Below are 17,458 nucleotides of genomic sequence, written 5' to 3'. Positions count from 1 at the left end.
CTACACGCCGCGGAACTCGCCCGGGCGCCGCTCGCGGAAGGCCTTCAGCCCCTCGGCGCGGTCCTCGGTGGAGAACAGCACCGTGACGGTCTCGCGCTCGTAGGCGATCGCCGCGTCGAGGTCCATGCCGAGCCCGTGGTCGACGAGCCGCTTGCCGGCCGCGAGCGCCAGCGGGGCCCCGGCCGCGAGCCGGGCGGCCAGTTCCTCGGCGGCGGCGAGCGCCCCGCCGGGTTCGGCGAGTTCGTTGACCAGGCCCAGTTCCCAGGCCCGGGTCGCGTCGAGGGGATCGCCGGTGAGGATCATCTGCTTGGCGACGGCCGTCGGCAGCAGCCGTGGCAGCCGCTGGGTGCCGCCCGCGCCCGGCAGGACCCCGAGCTTCATCTCGGGCAGCCCGAGCCGGGTGCCGCGCTCCGCCACCCGCAGATCGCAGGCGAGCGCCAGCTCCAGACCGCCGCCGAAGGCGAACCCGTGGACGGCCGCGACCGACGGCTTGGGGAAGTCCTCCAGCAGCGCGTACGCCTCGGTCAGCCGCCCCACGAAGGCCCGGAACTGCCCGGGGGAGGTGAACGACTCGATCTCGCCGAGGTCGGCGCCGGCCGAGAAGGCACGGCCCGCCCCGGCCACCACAAGGGCTCGGACGTCGTCGTTGTCGCGCAGTTCGCCGAGGGCCCGGGTCAGCCGCTCGACGGTCTCCGAGCCGACGGCATTGAGCTGCCGAGGCCGGTCCAGCGTCAACACGGCGATCCTGTCGCGGAGTTCCACACGCAGCACGGTCGCTCACCTCAGACCATCGTCAGGCCGCCGCTGACCGAGAGCGTCTGCCCGGTCATGTAGGCGGCGTCGTCGGACGCGAGGAAGGCCACCACGCCGGCGATCTCGCCCGGCCGGGCGACGCGGCGCAGCGGGATCGCCCGCACGGTCGCGTCGTACATCTTCTGGCTGTACTCGGCGACCTGCCCGAGCAGCGCGGTGTCGGTGGGCCCCGGGCAGACGCAGTTCACGGTGATGCCGTGCCGGGCGACCTCGCGCGCCAGCGCCTTGCCGAAGGCGATGACCCCGCCCTTCGTGGCGGAGTACACGACCTCCCCGGAGGACCCGACCCGGCCGGCGTCGGAGGCGATGTGGACGATCCGGCCGCCGCCGCGCTCGATCATGGGGTCGAGCACGGCCCGGGTCATCGTGATCGTGCCGCGCAGATTAACGGCGATGATCCTGTCCCAGGTGTCCTCGTCGCTGTCCACGAACCGGCCGATGACGTCCACCGCCGCGTTGTTGACCAGGATGTCCACCGGCCCGAGTGCGGCGGCGACCCGCTCCACGGCCCAGTGCACGGCCGCGCTGTCGGAGATGTCCGCGCCGACTCCCGTGGCACGCACCCCGTACCGCTCCGTGAGCCGGGCGGCGGCCTCGGCGGCGGCTTCCGCGTCCAGATCGCAGACGGCGACGGCGGTTCCCCGGGCCGCGAGCCGCTCGGCGATCGCCTCGCCGATACCGCGCCCCGCCCCGGTGACGAGCGCCACCCTGTCCCGTACGCTCACGCGCCCTCCCTCGCCCGGACCTCGATACAGCGCTATCGTATAACTACTTCAGCTAAATAAGCGAGATGGGTGAGTGGAGTCGAGCATGCGCCGTACGATCTTCAGCGAGGAGCACGAGCTGTTCCGGGACACCGCCCGCTCCTACTACCTGCGCGAATGCGCCCCGTACGCCGAGCAGTGGGAGCGGGACGGCCAGGTGAGCCGGGCCGCCTGGACGGCCGCGGGCAAGGCCGGGCTCATCGGCTGGCAGTTCCCGGAGGAGTACGGCGGGCAGGGGATCCGGGACTTCCGCTACAACGCGATCATGGCGGAGGAGATGGCGGCCACCAGCTCGGTCGGCATCGGGCTCGGCCTGCAGAACGACGTCATCCCGCCCTATCTGACGAACCTCACCACCCCGGAACAGAAGGCCCGCTGGCTGCCCGGCGTGACAAGTGGCGAGACGATCTGCGCGCTCGCGCTCTCCGAGCCGTCCGCCGGGTCCGACCTCAAGTCCCTCCGCACCACCGCCCGCCGGGACGGCGACGAGTGGGTGATCGACGGGTCCAAGACGTTCATCACCAACGGCATCCTGGCCGACCTGGTCGTCGTCGCCTGCAAGACCGACCCGGAGGCCGGGCGCAAGGGCATCAGCCTGATCGTCGTCGAGCGCGGCGCCGAGGGCTTCGAGCGCGGGCGCAAGCTCGACAAGGTCGGCATGAAGGCGCAGGACACCGCCGAGCTCTTCTTCCACGAGGTCCGCGTCCCCGCCGAGAACCTCATCGGGCAGGAGGGACGCGGTTTCTATCACATGATGGGCAACCTGCCGACCGAGCGCCTCGCCATCGCCGTCTCCTCGCTGGCGTCGGCCGAGCGGGCCTACGAGCTGGCGCTGGAGTACGCGAAGACCCGTACGGCCTTCGGCCGGCCGATCGGGGAGTTCCAGGCCAACCGCTTCGCCCTCGCCGACATCAAGGCCAAGCTGGGCGCCGCCCGGGTGTACCTGGACGGCTGCATCATGGCGCTGGTCGAGGGGGAGCTGACGCCCGAGGAGGCCGCCGCCGCCAAGTACTGGACCTCCGAGACCGGCTGGGAGGTCATCGACCGCTGTATGCAGCTCTTCGGCGGCTACGGCTACGTCAACGAGTACGAGATCGCCCGCATCTGGCGGGACAGCCGGGTGCAGCGGGTCTTCGGCGGGACCTCGGAGATCATGCAGGAGATCATCGGGCGCTCGCTGGGGCTGTGACACCGCGCGGATGCATTGACTGCCCTGGATAAATAGGTTAGCTATTTAAGCGGGATAGAGGATGTGAGACGCGGCAGAGGGGGCGCCCGTGGTCACGGTCGACGTGCGGCCGTACCAGGACAGGGGCTGCCAACCGGCCGGTAGCGCCTGACAGCCGGGACGGTGGACGTCACCTTCGGGCCGGGCGGAACGAGTTCATCAACGTCAAGGGCGTCGGCGTCGGCCGCGCCCGAACCACCATGGGAGCAACGACGTGAATCCCGCCCGCCGCCTCACCTTCGGCGACATCATCCGAGAACACCGACGGTCCTTCCCCGAGGGCGTCGCCCTCGTCGACGGTGAGGTCCGGCTGACCTGGCCGGAGCTGGACGAGCGCACCAACCGGCTCGCCAACGCCCTCGCGGCCGCCGGGGTCGGCCCCGGCGACCGCGTCCTGTGGCTGGGCCAGAACTCCTTCCGCATCTGGGAACTGCTCGGCGCCGCCGCGAAGATCGGCGCGACGGTCTGCCCCGGCTACTGGCGCTGGGCCGCCCCCGAAATGGCGTTCGCCGTCGAGGACTTCGACCCGAAGGTCGTCGTCTGGCAGGACGAGGAGATCGGCGACACGGTCGGCAAGGCACGGGCGGAACTGGGCAGCGGACACCGGGCGTTGTGGCTGCAGCACGACACCGAGGGCCCCGACTCGTACGAGTCCTTCCTGTCCTCGGGCTCGCCCGAGGACCCGGCTGTTGCCGGCATCGACCCCGACTCCGCGCTGCTGGTCATCTACACCGCCGCGATCTCCGGACGCCAGTCCGGCTCGATGCTCTCGCACCGCAACCTGCTCACGATGGGCGCGAGCGCCGCCTGGATGGGCGACATCGGCACGGAGACCGCCTTCCTCGGCGCGGGCCCGATGTTCCACATCGGCAACTACCAGTTCTGGGGCGTCCCGGCCTTCGTCCACGGCGGCAAGAACGTCGTCGTCCGCCGCGTGGTCGCCACGGAACTGCTCCCGCTGCTCGCGGCGGAGCGCTGCACCCACGCCTACCTGATGCCCCCGACGATCGCGCAACTGGTCGCCCTGAACCGCGAGGCGGGCCACGACCTGTCGAACCTGCGGGCAAGCGTCGCCGCCCCGCTGTGGCAGGGCACGGTCCCCACCGACCAGAGCCGCTTCACCCGCAACGGCGGTGGCGAGGGCCGGGGCTACGGGCAGACCGAGGTGACCGGCTTCGCCGTGACCGGGGCCTACGGCGGCGCCGGCGCCGGCAACGCGGGACGGCCCGGCCCCTTCACCGCCGTACGCGTCCTCGACGCCACCGGCAAGGAGTGCGAGACGGGTGTGGCGGGGGAGATCTGCGTGCGCGGCGACCTCGTCCACCTCGGCTACTGGAACCGGCCCGAGATCAACGCGGAGCGCTTCCGTTTCGGCTGGTGGCACACCACCGACCTCGGCAGGCGCGAGCCCGACGGCACGATCAGCTTCCTCGGCACGACGACCCGCATGCTCAAGTCGGCGGCCGAGAACATCTTCCCGGCCGAGGTCGAGAACTGCATCGAGTCGCATCCGGCGGTGAAGGAGGCCGCCGTGATCGGTGTGCCGAACGAGCGCTGGGCCCAGGACGTCAAGGCCGTGGTCGTGCGCCACGACGGCGGAGTCACGGCCGAGGAGATCATCGAGTACTGCCGGGTCCGGATCGCCTCGTACAAGAAGCCGAAGACGGTCGAGTTCGTGGACGCCCTGCCACGCACCAAGGACTTCGCCAAGGACTACGACGCCCTCGACGAGCGCTACGGCGGGGGCGGCTACCCCGGCGGCGACACGCTCGGCGCCGGACGGTGAGCTCCGTGGACGGTCGCCGACCCGTCGTCGTCGGCGTGTACGCCACCGAGCAGGCCCTGTCCCTGCCGCACCGGGACGCCATGGACCTCGCCCTCGAAGCGGTGGCGGGCGCGATCGCGGACGCGGGGCTCGGTCCCTCCGACGTCGACGGCGCCCAGGTCGACTGGCCCGGGCCCGGCGGGGTCCCCGGCGAGGGCAGTTCCTGGGCGCGCATGCTCGGCCGCGACCTGCGCTGGACCAGCGACTCGATGCTCGACAACGCCGGTTCGCGGGGCCTGCTGAAGGCCGCGGCCGCGATCCGGGCCGGGCTCGCGGACACCGTGGTGGTCGGCGGCTGCAAGCTCGTCTCGCGCGGGGCCGGACCGGTCGGGGCCGGCGTGCCGCTGGAGTTCGCCGATGTGTGGGGCAGCTATGTCGTCGCCCAGTTCGCGCTGGTGGCGACACGGCACATGCACGAGTACGGGACGACCGCCCGCCAGCTCGCCGAGGTCGCCGCCACCATCCGGAACAACGGCACGACCAATCCGGAGGCGATGATGTACGGGCGCGGCCCCTACACCGCCGAGGACGTGCTCGCCTCCCGCATGGTGGCCACGCCGTTCCACCTGCTGGACTGCTGCATCGTCGGCGAGGGCGGCGCGGCCCTCGTGGTCACGACCGCCGAGCGGGCCCGCGACCTGCCGCACCCGCCCGTCGCCGTACTCGGCGGCGGCATGGAGTACCACCAGGCCGCCTACGCCAACCCGGCGCTGTACCGGGAGGTCGGGCAGCTCGGCCGGGACTCCGCCGCTCGCGCGTACGCGATGGCCGGCGTCGGCCCGCAGGACGTCGACGTGTTCTCCCTGTACGATCCCAACTCCTTCGAGGTCATACGCCAGTTGGAGGCTCTCGGTCTGTGCGGTGAGGGCGAGGGCGGCCCGCTGGCCGCGAGCGGCGCGATAGCGGTGGGCGGCAAGCATCCGGTCAATCCCGACGGCGGCTGCCTGGCGTACGCCTGGAACGGCACCCAGCAGATGACGTTGAAGGTCGTCGAGGCCGTGAGGCAGTTGCGCGGCACCGCCGTGCACCAGGTGGCCGGCGCCGAGCTGGCCGTGGTCGGCAACGCCGGCTCGGGGGCGCAGCACTACGAGATGAGCCTGCTCGGGAGGATGCGATGAGCCGTCCGGTACCGGTCCCCACCGCGTTGTCGGAGCCGTTCTGGGCGGCGGCCCGGCGCGGTGACCTGGTCACCCCGTACTGCCCGAGCTGCGAGCTGCGGTTCTTCGTGCCGGAACCGGCGTGTCCGGGCTGCCTCGGGCGGGACTGGCGGTACGTCCCCAGCACCGGCAAAGGCACGGTCTACTCGGTCAGCGTGGTGCACCGCGCACCCGGCCCCGGCTTCGACACGCCCTTCGCACTCGCGGTGATCGACCTGGACGACGGCGGCACCCTGCTCTCCCACGTGGACGCCGGCGACCCGGACGACGTCGTCGTCGGAATGCGGGTCCGCGTCGACTTCCGGCCGCTGACCGGCGAGATCACCCTGCCGTACTTCATGCCGGAACCGGGTGACCGAAGGAGCTGACGCCGTGGCCAACACACCCGTAAGGGTCCCCAAGATGGCCGAACTGGTCGCGGCCCAGCTGCGCCGCAAGATCGTGCGCGGGGAACTCACGGAGGGCGAGGCACTGCCTGCCGAGACCGCGCTGATGGCCGAGTTCGCCGTCTCCCGGCCCACGCTGCGCGAGGCGTTCCGGGTCCTGGAGTCGGAGTCCCTGATCAGTGTGCGCCGGGGCGCCCGGGGCGGGGCCCGGGTGCAGATCCCGGAAGGCACGGCGGCGGCCCGATACGCGGGGGTGGTCCTGGAGTACCGGGGCACGACCCTCAAGGACGTCTATGACGCCCGTACGGTGATCGAGGCGCCGTGCGCCGCACTGCTGGCCGAGCGGCGGACGGACGACGACCTGGAACGGCTGCGGGCCGCGGTCGCCGAGGCCGAGCGGCTCATGGACGACCCGTCGGCCTTCATCCGCGCGCACATGGAGTTCCACGCCCTCGTCGTCGAACTGGCGGGCAACGAGACGCTCAGCGTCCTCAACGGCATGGTCCGGCACATCATCGACCAGGCCAACTGGTCCCACGTCGACCTCGACGCCGGCAGCCCCGAGAACATCCGCGCCAACCGCCGGGGCTTCCGCGCCCACCAGGCGCTCGTCGGCCTGGTCGCCGCCCGCCGGTGCGAGGACGCCGAGGAGCTGTGGCGCCGCCACCTCCAGGAGGCCGAGGACTATCTGTTGCGGAGCAGGTCCATGACCACCGTCCTGGACCTGCTCGGCTGATCATCCGGTACGCAACTCGCCGACGATCGGCTCCCACACCTGCGCGTCGATCTCGTACGCGGTGTAGAACGACACCCGGTCCACCAGCGAACCGTAGCGGCGGCAGATCTCGCCCGCGACCCGCTCGGGTTCCGCGACGACCGCGAACGTGTTCAGGACCTCGTCGTCCACGAGCCGGGTCATCGCCTCCCACCTGTCCTCGCGCCGGGACGTCGACAACTCGTGCAGCTCGTCACCGAGTTCGCCCCAGCCGTGCAGCTCCAGGACGCCCCGGTAGGCGGGGGTGCTGCCGTAGAAGGCGATCTGCCCCCGGGTGCCTTCGACCGCGCGGGCCATCTCCTCCTCGGTCCGGCCGGTCGCGGTGAGCAGAAGGTGCGAGACGGAGAAGTCGGAGCGGGTCCGGCCGGACTTCGCGAGCCCGGCCTCGACGGTCGGCAGCGTCACCTCGCGCAGATAGCGCTCCGTGGTGAAGCCGTGCGCGAGCAGCCCGTCCGCCACCTCGCCGGCCACCCGGGTCATCGCCTCCCCGACGGCGGCCACGAAGACCTTGGGAGCGCCACCGACGGCCGGCGGGGGAGAGAAGAAGGGGGACATCAGCGTGTGCGAGTAGAAGTCGCCGCGGAAGTCCAGCCGTTCGCCCTCGTTCCAGGCGGCCCAGATGGCGTGCAGGGCGCTCACGTACTCCCGCATACGGGCCGCGGGACGGCTCCACGGCATGGCGAAGCGCCGCTCGATGTGCGGCTTGATCTGGCTGCCGAGGCCGAGCGAGAACCGTCCGCCCGCATAGCTCTGGAGGTCGTGTGCCGTGTACGCGAGCTGCATGGGGGAGCGGGCGAAGGCCACCGCGATGGCCGTGCCGACCTCCAGCCGTTCGGTGTGCTCGGCCGCCAGCAGCAGGGGCAGGAAGGGGTCGTGCTTGGACTCCGAGGCCCAGAGGCCGTCGTAGCCGGCCTTCTCGTGGTGTCTCGCCTCCTCGGCCACCCCGGCGGTGCTCCACACGTTCAGCTTGCCGTCGACCTTCATGCCGCTCCCTTGACCGCTTCCATGCCGATGCGCTGTGCCAGCAGCTCCCGGTGGTAGGCCGGGTCCCCGAACAGCAACTGCGATGTCTTGGCCCGCTTCAGATAGAGGTGGGCCGGATGTTCCCAGGTGAAGCCGATGCCGCCGTGCACCTGGATGTTCTCGGCCGTGGCCTGCAGACAGGCGTCGGAGCAGAACGCCTTGGCCAGGCTCGCCACGGCGGGCAGCTCCGGGTCCTCGTCCTGGGCGGCGAGCAGCGCGTAGTGCGCGGCGGCGCGCGCCGACTCCACCTCCAGGAGGACGTCGGCCAGGAGGTGCTTCACGGCCTGGAAGGACCCGATGGGCCGCCCGAACTGGTGCCGGACCTTGGCGTACTCCACCGCCATGTCGAGAGCCCGGGAGGCCACCCCGACCTGCTCGGCGCACAGCGCCACGGCCGCGTGGTCGAGCACCCGCGACACGAGGTCCCAGCTGTCGCCGTGCGTACGCAGGAGGGTCGCCCGTACGTCGTGGTAGTCGAGGCGGGCCTGGCGGCGGGTCGGGTCCATCGTGGGCAGCGGCTCCCGGGACAGCCCGGCCGCGTCGCCGTCCGCCACGAACACCCCGATGCCGTCCTCGGAGCGGGCGACGGTGAGCACGACGTCGGCGGCGGCGCCGTCGAGGACGAACGTCTTGTGGCCGTTCAGCAGCCACTCACCGTTGCTCTCCTGGGCGGTGAGGCCGATGCCCGCGCCGTCCCAGCGAGCCGAGTCCTCGGTCAGGGCCAGCGTCGCGACGAGTTCGCCCGAGGCCAGGCCCGGCAGCAGCCGCTTACGGGCGTCCTCGTCGGCGCAGTGCAGCAGCGCGGTCGTCGCCAGCACGGCCGAGGACAGGAACGGCGCGCACAGCAGCGCCCGGCCCGTCTCCTCCATGACCACGCCCACTTCGACCGGCCCGCACCCGGCACCGCCGTACTCCTCGGGGACGGCCAGCCCCTGGAGGCCGAGTTCGGTGCCCATCCGGCGCCACAGCGCCCGGTCGAAACCCTCCGGGGTCTCCATCAGGCGCCGTACCTCGGTCTCGGGCGAGGTGTCCGTGAGGAACGCCCGTACCGTGCGACGCAGTTCCTCCTGCTCCTCGCTGAACGCGAAGTCCATGGCGCAGTGCTCCTCTCGGGTTCAGCGACGGCCGCGCGAGGCGATGATCTTCTCGACGACGGCGATGTGCTCGGGCGTCCGCATGCTCTCCCGCTCGGCGAGGAGGGCCGGCTCCATCACCGTGTCGAGAGCCTGCTCAAGGTGGCGGTTGACCGCCCGCTTGGTCTCGCGCAGCGCCTGGACGGGCAGCGCGGCCAGCCGGCCGGCGAGGTCCATGGCCTCGTCCCGCAGCCTGTCCTTCGGTACGGCACGGTTGGCGATGCCCAGCCGGACCGCGTCCTCGGCGCTCACCCGGTCGCCGAGGAAGAGGAGTTCCTTCGCCCGGGTCAGCCCGACGAGCAGGGGAAGGACGAAGGCCCCGCCGTCGCCCGCGACAAGACCGACCTGGACATGCGGATCGGCGATGTAGGCGTCGTCGGCCATCACCACCAGGTCGCTGAGCAGGGCCAGGGTGCAACCGAGGCCCACCGCCGGCCCGTTGACGGCCGCGATCACCGGTAGCGGGCAGCGGACCATGCCGGTGATGATCCGCCGGGCCTCGTCGACGTTCCGCTCCCGGAAGGCGCTGTCGCGCTGTACCCGGGTCATGATGTCGAAGTTGCCCCCGGCGCTGAACGCCCGGCCGCGTCCGGTGAGCACGACCACCCGCGCCTGCGGGTCACCGGCGAGCGTGTCCCACAGTGACGCGAGGCCGGAGTGCAGCTCCTCGCTCATCGAGTTGAGCTGGTCCGGACGGTTGAGCTCGATCAGCCGGACCGGCCCGACGGCCGTCACCACCAGATCGGTCATCCGCAGATCCGTCATCTCCACCGCCAACGATCACGAACGGGTTAGTAGAGTTGAATGCTATAACTAATTAAGCTTTCTGGAAACCGGGTCGTGAAGTGACGGAGGACGCGCATGCCGGAGCAGGAGCACGAGTCCGTGCGGGCGGAGCACGAGTCCGTGCGGGTCGAGTACGAAACCGTGCGGGCCGAGGTGGCGGACGGCGTCCTCACCGTCACGCTCGACCGGCCCGAGAAGCTGAACGCCTTCAACCCGCGGATGATGGCCGACCTGCTGGCCGTCCTGGACGCCGCCGACGCCGACGACGAGGTGCGCGTGATCGTGGTGACCGGAGCCGGGCGCGGTTTCTGCGCGGGCGCCGACGTCGGTTCCGGCGGCTCGTCCTTCGACCACCGCAGGGCCGGCGCCCTGCACCGGGACACCGGCGGCCGGGTGGCACTGCGGATCTTCGCCAGCACGAAGCCGGTGATCGCGGCGATCAACGGCCCGGCGGCGGGCGTCGGGGTCAGCATGACCCTGCCCATGGACATCCGGCTGGCGTCGACCTCGGCCAAGTTCGGCTTCGTCTTCGCCCGCCGCGGGATCGTGCCGGAGTCGGCCGCGAGCTGGTTCCTGCCGCGGGCCGTGGGCATGCAGCGGGCCATGGAATGGGTGGCGACCGGCCGCGTCTTCGGCCCCGACGAGGCCCTGGCGGCCGGACTGGTCCGGTCCGTGCACGCGCCGGAGGAACTGCTGCCGGCGGCGTACGAACTCGCCAGGGAGATCGCCGCGAACACCTCCGCGGTCTCGGTCGCCCTGTCCCGCCAGATGATGTGGCGGATGCTGGGCGAGCCCCACCCGATGACGGCGCACCGGCTCGACTCGCGGATCATGAGCCAGATCGGCGGGGGCCCGGATCCCGTGGAGGGCGTGGAGTCCTTCCTCGCCAAGCGCCCGCCGAAGTTCCCGGGCCGGGTCAGCTCCGACATGCCGCCCGTGTATCCCTGGTGGCAGGAGGAGGCGTTCCGCCCCTTCGGGGAGTAGCCGGCGGCAGCGGAACGGCGCGGGCCCGCGTTCGACCGTCGCGCGGTTCTTCCCGCGAGGAGATCTGGCCGAAACATTGTCGTGGTTTCCGTGAGGTGTTAGCGTCCGGTCGGCGGGCATTCAGTTGAATGCGCTGAACCATTTACCGCCTGGGACGGCAACCATGAGCGATGGTTTCCTGCACACATCCCTGCGCGGGGTCGACTGGGGGGTCGCCACCGCGGACACCCTCGCGGCCCCGCCACCGCCGCCGGCGGAGCGGGGCGGGCACTTCCGGCAGTGGACCGAGGACATCCGGCAGCTGACCGGCGTCGTCCCGGACGCGCACCGTATGGTCGCCGGATGGCCGCAGCTCCAGCCCGACGGCCCCGGCAGCTGGGACCGGGACGCCCTGGACCGATGCGACCGCGCACTCGACTCCCTGCTCGCGCACGGCACGCGCCCCGCGGTGACCCTGTTCGACCGCTCGCTGCCCTCCTGGCTGGACCCCGGCGGCGGCTGGCTCGCCCGCGACACCGCCGAGCACTTCGCCGGGTACGCCGCAGAACTGGGCAGCCGCTTCGGCGACCGGGTGGAGCGCTGGATCACCTCGACCGACCTCGCCGGTCCCACCCTCGCGGACCACGTGGCCGGAATGTACTCACCGGGCCGCGGCGCGGGCCGCGCCGGACTGGCCGCCGTCCACCACATCCTGCTCGCCAACGGCCTCGCCACCCGGGCGCTCAGGGCGGTCGGCGTGAGCGGCCGTATCGGCACCACGGTCACCCTCGTCGGCGGTTATCCGGCCAGCGACGACCCCTACGACCGGCTCGCGCTGGAGCGACTGGAGAGCTGGACCAACCGTCTCTTCCTCGACCCCCTGTTGCTCGGCGAGCACATGGTGACCGAGGACGACGCCTCACCCGTGGCCGCCACCGGCTGCGTACGCTCCGGCGACCTGGAGATCATCGCCACCGCCCAGGACCTGCTGGGCCTGTCCTGGCACAACCCCTTCCGCGTCACCGCCCCGGAGAACCTGCCCCGCGTCCTGCCTGCCGCCAAGTGCCAGAGCGCCCTCAACGAGGTGAACCGCCTGCTCGTGGGTCTCGGCTTCGCGATCGTCCCCTTCGACGACGTGGAGACGACCGCCTACGGCTGGCCCCTCATCCCCGAAGGACTCGCCGATGCCGTCGCCGGTCTCTACGACCTGTACGGCGACCTGCTGCCACCCCTGTCCGTCGTCGACAACGGCATGGGTGACCTGGACCTGGTCGACGACCGGGGACTCAGCGACGACGCCCGGCGCCGCGCCCTGCTGCGGGCCAGGCTCACCTGGCTGGCGGGACTCGTCACCGCCGGGGTGGACGTGTGCGGTTACGAGTACTGGTCGGTCCTCGACAACCTGGAGGCCAAGTTCCGCTACACCCGCCTGTACACGATGGCGGTCCCGGACCACGAACTCGCGGTGCGCCCGACGATGCCCTCCGACTGGGTGCACGGGGGAGCGTTCGCCGCCGGCCCGGGCGCCGCAGTGCACACCGGGCTCGCCCTCGTGCCCCGGAGTCAGGGCGTCGGCACCTCGTAGTCCCGACCCCGGATCAGCCGTACCGGGCAGTAGACCAGGACGTCCTCGTCCCGCTGGTTGCGGACGGTGATTCTGCTGGTCACCACCCCACGGCCGGGCTTGCTGGAGGGGCGGCAGCCCGTCGTCTCCACGACCGCGTGCAGGGTGTCCCCGACGTACACCGGCCCGAGCACGGTCAGTTCCATGTGCAGGAACGCGAGGCCGGTGCCGTGCAGCACGTTCGTCTGCAGGACGAGTCCCTCGGCGAGGCAGTACGTCAGGCCACCGGGGACCAGCCGCCCGGTGTACCCGCCCTCCGCGGCGTGCGTGGCGTCCCAGAAGAGCGGCTCGGTGAAGCCGCCCCAGGTGACGAAGTTGACCAGGTCGGTCTCGGTGACAGTGCGTCGGGCAGTCCGGAACACCTGCCCGACCGGCATCTCCTCATACGTCAACCCCCGTACCAGCGGGGCTACTTCGACCGTGACGTCCGGTGCGTTCATCGTTCGGTCCTCTCTACGGCGCCTGGTGGGTTCACAGATCGAGCGGGTGCTTCTCGCCCACGCCCTCGAAGTCCGGGGCGCGCTTGCCGCGGCGGGCGGCCAGGCCCTCGGCGACCTCGTGTCCCGCGAACCCGAAGAACTCCAGGCCGAGCGAGGCCTCGAAGAGCGGCTGGGCGGTGCGGTACCAGTGGTTGAGGGACCGCTTGGTCCAGCTGATGGCGCTGGCCGGCCCGGCGGCCAGCGCGGTCGCCACCCGCAACCCCTCCGCGTGCACGTCCCCGTCGTCCACGCACTTCGACACGAGCCCGATCCGCTCGGCCTCCTCGCCGGTGAGCGCCTCACAGGTCAGCAGGTAGTACTTGGCCTTCGCCATGCCGCACAGCAGCGGCCAGCAGATCGCCGCGTGGTCTCCGGCCGCGACCCCGAGACGAGTGTGCCCGTCGACGATCTTCGCCGTGCGGGCGGCGATGGAGATGTCCGCCAGCATGCCGATGACCAGCCCCGCCCCGACGGCCGGTCCGTGGATCGCGGAGACCACCGGCTTGGAGCAGTTGATCACCCCGTACACCATCTCCCGCGCCTCGCGCATCACCCGGGCCCGGACCGCGTAGTCCTCGGTCATGGCCTCGATGGAGTCGAAGGTCCCGCCCGCCGAGAACGCCTTGCCGGCGCCCTGGACCAGCACCGCGCGGGTCTGCTCGTCACGGTCCACGACCGGCCAGATGTCGGCGAGTTCACCGTGCATCCGCGGGTCGACGGCGTTGAGGCTGGGGGCGTCGAGCACGATCCGCAGCACGCCGGGCGCGGGTCGCTCGAAGGTCAGGCTCGTGAACGGGGCGTAGGGATCGGACACATCGCACTCCTGGTGTATTCAGTGTGGATACTATAATTATCTAACTGTATCGTGAGCGGGCAACACCGAGGACGGGAAGCTCGGCATGGATCTCACCTTCAGCGAGGAGCAGGACGAACTGCGCAGGGTCGTGCGCTCCTTCCTCGCCCGGCACTCCTCCGAGGCGGACGTACGGCGCCTGGCCGCCGACACAAAGGGCTACGACCCGGCCCTGTGGCGGCGGATGGCCACAGAGCTGGGCCTCCAGGGGCTCGCCGTCCCCGAGGAGTACGGCGGCTCCGGCTTCGGCTACGTCGACCTCGGCATCGTCTTCGAGGAGACCGGCCGTGCGCTGCTGTGCGGGCCGTACTTCGCCACCGTCGCCCTGGCCGCCGAGGCCCTGCTGCGCTGCTCCGACGAGCAGGCCCGGCACGACCTGCTGCCGGGCATCGCCTCCGGCGGGACAGTGGCCGCGCTGGCCCTCACCGAGGACCACGGCCGCTGGGACGAGAAGGGCATCCGGCTCACCGCACACGAGACGGGCGGCGCCTGGCACCTGACCGGCACGAAGACCTACGTGCCCGACGGCCACCTCGCCGACCTGCTTCTGGTCGCCGCCCGCACCCCCGCCGGCATCAGCCTCTTCGCGGTCGACGCCGGCGCACCGGGCCTCGCCCGCGCCCCCCTCCCCACCCTCGACCAGACCCGGAAACAGGCTCGGCTGGAGTTCACCGACACCCCCGCCCGCCTGCTCGGCACCGAGGGCACCGCATGGCCAGTCCTCGAACGCACCCTCGCCACCGCCTCGATCCTGCTCGGCGCCGAACAGGTCGGGGGAGCGGCCGCCGCCCTGGACGCCGCCGTCGACTACGCCCGCATCCGGGTGCAGTACGGACGGCCGATCGGCTCCTTCCAGGGGATCAAGCACAAGTGCGCCGACATGCTCGTCGAGATCGAGTCCGCCCGCTCGGCCGCCTACGCCGGACTCTGGGCCCTGGACGCGGGCGACGAGAGCGACATCGCTGTCGCGGCCGCCCTCGCCCAGACCTTCTGCGCGGAGACGTTCACCCGGGTCGCCGGCGACACCATCCAGGTCCACGGCGGCATCGGCTTCACCTGGGAGCACCACGCCCACCTGTACTTCAAGCGAGCCAAGAGCTCCGAGGCGCTGCTCGGCCCGCCGTCGTACCACCGGGAACTGCTCGCCGCCCGGCTCGGCATCTGAGACCAAGGAGTGGCAGACATGGAACTGGACTTCGGGCCCGCGGTACGCGACTTCCGCGACGGACTGCGGGACTGGCTGGCGGACCACCTCGTGGGGGAGTTCGCCGAGCACCGGGGCGTGGGCGGGCCCACCGACGGCGCGGCCTGGGAGGTCCGCCTCGCCTGGGACCGCGAACTGTCCGCCGGGAACTGGCTCGGAGTCGGCTGGCCCAGGGAGTACGGGGGACGCGGACTCGGCCTGCTTGAGGAGATCGTCTTCGAGTACGAGTACGCCCGCGCGAACGCCCCCTACCGCGCCACCGGCAACGCCCTCGACCTGCTCGGCCCGATGCTCCTGAAAATGGGCGGCGAGGAGCAGAAGAAGCGCTTCCTGCCGCCGATCCTCGCCGTCGAGGAACTCTGGGGCCAGGGCTTCAGCGAACCCGGCGCCGGCTCCGACCTGGCGTCGGTCCGTACCCGGGCCGAACGCGACGGCGACGCATGGGTGGTCAACGGCCAGAAGGTGTGGACGTCCTTCGGCATCCACGCCGACTGGCTCTACCTCCTCACCCGCACCGACCCGGACTCCCAGCGGCACAAGGGCCTGACCATGCTGCTGCTCCCCGCCGACCAGCCCGGCGTGGACATCCGCCCCATCCGCAACCTCGCCGGCCAGGACGAGTTCGCCGAGGTCTTCCTCTCCGACGCGCGCACCGGCGCCGACATGGTCGTCGGCGAAGTAGGCCAGGGCTGGCGCACGGCCATGGCCACCCTCGGCATCGAACGCGGCACCACCCTGCTGCCCCAGCAGCTCACCTTCGAACGGGAGGCCGAGGCACTGATCGAGCTGGCCCGGGAACGCGGCGCCCTCGACGACCCCATGCTTCGTCACCGGATCGTCGACGCCTGGATCTCCGTACGCATCATGCGCACCACCAACCTGCGCACCCTCGCCGAACTGACCGCGGGCCGCACCCCCGGCGCCCAGGCCACCACGGCCAAGCTCTACGCCTCTACACGCCACCAGCGACTCGGCCACCTGGCCATGGAGCTGGCGGGCCCCGCCGGCCAGATCGTCGGCGAGGACTACGGCCTGGACACCCGGCAGCGCTCCTTCCTGCTCTCCCTCGCGGAGACGATCTACGGCGGTTCGAGCGAGATCCAGCGCAACATCATCGGGGAGCAACTCCTCGGTCTGCCCAAGGAGCCCCGGTCATGACGGCGATCGAGGACCGCATCGACCGCATCGAGTCGCACCTCGCCATCCAGCAACTGCCCGTCCGGTACGCCCTCGCCGTGGACGCCCGCGACCTCGACGCCTGGGTGGGCTGCTTCCGGCCGGACGTGGACATGGGGCGCCACGGCCGTGGCCGGGAGGCGCTGCGCGCGTACATCGAGCCGCTGGTCCGCGGCTTCCATCGCTCGGTGCACCAACTCTGCGGCCACCGCATCGAGTTCACCGGCCCCGACACCGCCACCGGCTCCGTCTGCTGCCGGGCCGAGCACGAGGTGGGGGAGCGGTGGATCGTGATGGCCATCCGCTACCTCGACGACTACGTGCGCGTGGACGGCGAGTGGTACTTCTCCCGGCGCCGCGAGCAGCACTGGTACGCGGCCGATGTGACCGAGCGTCCGCAGGCGGTGGGCTTCGAGGGCTGGGAGGGCGCGGGCCGCCCGGCGCTGCCCGACGCCTTCCCCTCCTGGGCGGACTTCTGGAAGGACCGGAAGGAGACGTGATGACACGGCTTGCGGGCAGGGCGGCGCTGGTCACCGGAGCCGGCCAGGGGGTGGGGCGGGGAATCGCGCTCGCGCTGGCCACCGAGGGCGCGGCGGTGATGCTCACCGGCCGCACCGAGCGCACCCTGAAGGACACGGCGGCGGAGATCGCCGGGCGCGGCGGCCGGGTGTCCACCCTGGTCGGGGACGTCGGTGAACGGGACGACGTCGACCGCATGGTCGCCGAGACGGTACGGCAGTTCGGCGGCCTCGACGTGCTCGTCAACAACGCGCAGACGTCCGTGCAGCGGCGGCTGGAGCAGACGTCGTACGAGGATGTCGAACTGGCTTACCGGAGCGGTCCGTTGGCCGTCTTCCACGCGATGCGGTCCGCGCTGCCCCACCTGAGGGCGAGCCGGGGGAGCGTGGTGAACCTCGGTTCCTCGGCGGCGGTGCGGGGCGAGGTGGGCTTCGCCGCGTACGCGATGGCCAAGGAGGCGATCCGGGGACTGACCCGGGTGGCCGCGCGGGAGTGGGGCGCGTACGGGATCCGGGTGAACGTGGTCTGCCCGGCCGCCCTGAGCCCGGCGGCGGAGACGTACTTCGCGGACCACCCGGAACAGGCCGAACGGGTGCTGGCCGGCATCCCGTTGGGGCGTATGGGCGACCCGGAGTCGGACATCGGCCGGGCGGTGGCCGCCCTCGTCAGCGACGACATGGCCTATCTGACCGGTGCGACGCTGATGCTGGAGGGCGGCCGGACGCTGATCGGCTAGCACGTCACGCGTGA

The 17,458-nt window shown here is 71.6% G+C and carries 18 protein-coding genes; 11 read left to right on the top strand and 7 right to left on the bottom strand.

What is annotated here, in order from left to right; all coding sequences use genetic code 11:
- On the bottom strand, nucleotides 1-771 hold the full coding sequence (locus ACFY6U_RS09965) for an enoyl-CoA hydratase/isomerase family protein (RefSeq protein WP_390036454.1): 771 nt from the start codon (nucleotides 769-771) through the stop codon (nucleotides 1-3).
- A gap of 11 nt (nucleotides 772-782) precedes the next feature.
- The gene (locus ACFY6U_RS09960; protein ID WP_390036452.1) at nucleotides 783-1,538 is read right to left on the bottom strand and encodes an SDR family NAD(P)-dependent oxidoreductase; all 756 of its coding nucleotides are present in this window, start codon (nucleotides 1,536-1,538) and stop codon (nucleotides 783-785) included.
- Nucleotides 1,539-1,623: 85 nt separating this feature from the next.
- Here ACFY6U_RS09960 and ACFY6U_RS09955 point away from each other — a divergent pair, with 85 nt between their 5' ends.
- The 5 genes from ACFY6U_RS09955 (at nucleotide 1,624) to ACFY6U_RS09935 (ending at nucleotide 6,909) form a co-directional block, all read left to right on the top strand.
- Nucleotides 1,624-2,766 carry an acyl-CoA dehydrogenase family protein gene (locus ACFY6U_RS09955; protein WP_390036450.1) on the top strand — a complete coding sequence of 381 codons (1,143 nt, stop codon included), beginning with the start codon at nucleotides 1,624-1,626 and terminating at the stop codon, nucleotides 2,764-2,766.
- Between the two features lie 253 nt (nucleotides 2,767-3,019).
- Entirely contained in the window at nucleotides 3,020-4,591 is a 1,572-nt protein-coding gene (locus ACFY6U_RS09950; protein WP_390036448.1) for an AMP-binding protein, read from the top strand.
- A 5-nt stretch (nucleotides 4,592-4,596) separates the two neighbouring features.
- Entirely contained in the window at nucleotides 4,597-5,748 is a 1,152-nt protein-coding gene (locus ACFY6U_RS09945) for a thiolase family protein (RefSeq protein WP_390036446.1), read from the top strand.
- Complete coding sequence (locus ACFY6U_RS09940; protein WP_390036444.1) at nucleotides 5,745-6,155, top strand: Zn-ribbon domain-containing OB-fold protein; 411 nt, start codon at nucleotides 5,745-5,747, stop codon at nucleotides 6,153-6,155. The genes ACFY6U_RS09945 and ACFY6U_RS09940 overlap by 4 nt, the downstream gene beginning before the upstream one ends.
- Before the next feature lie 4 nt (nucleotides 6,156-6,159).
- Nucleotides 6,160-6,909 carry a FadR/GntR family transcriptional regulator gene (locus ACFY6U_RS09935; protein ID WP_390036442.1) on the top strand — a complete coding sequence of 250 codons (750 nt, stop codon included), beginning with the start codon at nucleotides 6,160-6,162 and terminating at the stop codon, nucleotides 6,907-6,909.
- On the opposite strand, the gene ACFY6U_RS09930 is transcribed toward ACFY6U_RS09935, so the two are convergent.
- The 3 genes from ACFY6U_RS09930 to ACFY6U_RS09920 are packed head-to-tail and all read right to left on the bottom strand — an operon-like array spanning nucleotide 6,910 to nucleotide 9,854.
- The gene (locus ACFY6U_RS09930; RefSeq protein ID WP_390036440.1) at nucleotides 6,910-7,932 is read right to left on the bottom strand and encodes an LLM class F420-dependent oxidoreductase; all 1,023 of its coding nucleotides are present in this window, start codon (nucleotides 7,930-7,932) and stop codon (nucleotides 6,910-6,912) included.
- Entirely contained in the window at nucleotides 7,929-9,065 is a 1,137-nt protein-coding gene (locus ACFY6U_RS09925) for an acyl-CoA dehydrogenase family protein (protein WP_390036438.1), read from the bottom strand. The genes ACFY6U_RS09930 and ACFY6U_RS09925 overlap by 4 nt, the downstream gene beginning before the upstream one ends.
- A gap of 21 nt (nucleotides 9,066-9,086) precedes the next feature.
- Entirely contained in the window at nucleotides 9,087-9,854 is a 768-nt protein-coding gene (locus ACFY6U_RS09920; protein ID WP_390036436.1) for an enoyl-CoA hydratase/isomerase family protein, read from the bottom strand.
- Between the two features lie 111 nt (nucleotides 9,855-9,965).
- Between ACFY6U_RS09920 and ACFY6U_RS09915 the strand changes: the two genes are divergently transcribed.
- A complete protein-coding gene (locus tag ACFY6U_RS09915) occupies nucleotides 9,966-10,874 on the top strand; it encodes a crotonase/enoyl-CoA hydratase family protein (protein WP_390036434.1) in 909 nt (302 codons plus the stop codon).
- 163 nt (nucleotides 10,875-11,037) lie between these two features.
- Complete coding sequence (locus ACFY6U_RS09910) at nucleotides 11,038-12,438, top strand: family 1 glycosylhydrolase (RefSeq protein WP_390036432.1); 1,401 nt, start codon at nucleotides 11,038-11,040, stop codon at nucleotides 12,436-12,438.
- On the opposite strand, the gene ACFY6U_RS09905 is transcribed toward ACFY6U_RS09910, so the two are convergent.
- Together ACFY6U_RS09905 and ACFY6U_RS09900 are read right to left on the bottom strand one after the other, a co-directional pair.
- A complete protein-coding gene (locus ACFY6U_RS09905) occupies nucleotides 12,417-12,917 on the bottom strand; it encodes a MaoC family dehydratase (protein WP_390036431.1) in 501 nt (166 codons plus the stop codon). The two genes, ACFY6U_RS09910 and ACFY6U_RS09905, sit on opposite strands and share 22 nt — an antisense overlap.
- A 31-nt stretch (nucleotides 12,918-12,948) precedes the next feature.
- On the bottom strand, nucleotides 12,949-13,770 hold the full coding sequence (locus ACFY6U_RS09900) for an enoyl-CoA hydratase/isomerase family protein (RefSeq protein ID WP_390036429.1): 822 nt from the start codon (nucleotides 13,768-13,770) through the stop codon (nucleotides 12,949-12,951).
- 85 nt (nucleotides 13,771-13,855) lie between these two features.
- On the opposite strand from ACFY6U_RS09900, the gene ACFY6U_RS09895 reads away from it, so the two are divergent.
- From ACFY6U_RS09895 to ACFY6U_RS09880, 4 genes are read left to right on the top strand one after another with little or no spacing between them, the layout of a single operon-like run.
- Nucleotides 13,856-14,974: an acyl-CoA dehydrogenase family protein gene (locus ACFY6U_RS09895; protein ID WP_390036427.1), complete on the top strand. Its 1,119-nt coding sequence runs from the start codon at nucleotides 13,856-13,858 to the stop codon at nucleotides 14,972-14,974.
- Between the two features lie 18 nt (nucleotides 14,975-14,992).
- The gene (locus ACFY6U_RS09890) at nucleotides 14,993-16,171 is read left to right on the top strand and encodes an acyl-CoA dehydrogenase family protein (protein WP_390036424.1); all 1,179 of its coding nucleotides are present in this window, start codon (nucleotides 14,993-14,995) and stop codon (nucleotides 16,169-16,171) included.
- The gene (locus ACFY6U_RS09885; RefSeq protein ID WP_390036422.1) at nucleotides 16,168-16,689 is read left to right on the top strand and encodes a nuclear transport factor 2 family protein; all 522 of its coding nucleotides are present in this window, start codon (nucleotides 16,168-16,170) and stop codon (nucleotides 16,687-16,689) included. Before ACFY6U_RS09890 ends, ACFY6U_RS09885 begins: the two co-directional genes overlap by 4 nt.
- The gene (locus ACFY6U_RS09880; protein ID WP_390036420.1) at nucleotides 16,689-17,444 is read left to right on the top strand and encodes an SDR family NAD(P)-dependent oxidoreductase; all 756 of its coding nucleotides are present in this window, start codon (nucleotides 16,689-16,691) and stop codon (nucleotides 17,442-17,444) included. The genes ACFY6U_RS09885 and ACFY6U_RS09880 overlap by 1 nt, the downstream gene beginning before the upstream one ends.
- Nucleotides 17,445-17,458 lie beyond the last annotated feature (14 nt).

The organism is Streptomyces sp. NPDC013157, from assembly GCF_042899865.1.
GTDB lineage: Bacteria > Actinomycetota > Actinomycetes > Streptomycetales > Streptomycetaceae > Streptomyces.
The sequence above is the reverse complement of the archived record's forward strand: the minus strand, read 5'-3'. Positions and strand labels throughout refer to the sequence as shown.

Coding starts and splice junctions, on each gene's coding strand:
- ACFY6U_RS09905 (WP_390036431.1), bottom strand. CDS start 12,917: ATGAACGCACCGGACGTCACGGTCGAAGTAGCCCCGCTGGTACGGGGG.
- ACFY6U_RS09880 (WP_390036420.1), top strand. CDS start 16,689: ATGACACGGCTTGCGGGCAGGGCGGCGCTGGTCACCGGAGCCGGCCAG.
- ACFY6U_RS09925 (WP_390036438.1), bottom strand. CDS start 9,065: ATGGACTTCGCGTTCAGCGAGGAGCAGGAGGAACTGCGTCGCACGGTA.
- ACFY6U_RS09915 (WP_390036434.1), top strand. CDS start 9,966: ATGCCGGAGCAGGAGCACGAGTCCGTGCGGGCGGAGCACGAGTCCGTG.
- ACFY6U_RS09930 (WP_390036440.1), bottom strand. CDS start 7,932: ATGAAGGTCGACGGCAAGCTGAACGTGTGGAGCACCGCCGGGGTGGCC.
- ACFY6U_RS09885 (WP_390036422.1), top strand. CDS start 16,168: ATGACGGCGATCGAGGACCGCATCGACCGCATCGAGTCGCACCTCGCC.
- ACFY6U_RS09920 (WP_390036436.1), bottom strand. CDS start 9,854: ATGACCGATCTGGTGGTGACGGCCGTCGGGCCGGTCCGGCTGATCGAG.
- ACFY6U_RS09895 (WP_390036427.1), top strand. CDS start 13,856: ATGGATCTCACCTTCAGCGAGGAGCAGGACGAACTGCGCAGGGTCGTG.
- ACFY6U_RS09940 (WP_390036444.1), top strand. CDS start 5,745: ATGAGCCGTCCGGTACCGGTCCCCACCGCGTTGTCGGAGCCGTTCTGG.
- ACFY6U_RS09890 (WP_390036424.1), top strand. CDS start 14,993: ATGGAACTGGACTTCGGGCCCGCGGTACGCGACTTCCGCGACGGACTG.
- ACFY6U_RS09910 (WP_390036432.1), top strand. CDS start 11,038: ATGAGCGATGGTTTCCTGCACACATCCCTGCGCGGGGTCGACTGGGGG.
- ACFY6U_RS09955 (WP_390036450.1), top strand. CDS start 1,624: ATGCGCCGTACGATCTTCAGCGAGGAGCACGAGCTGTTCCGGGACACC.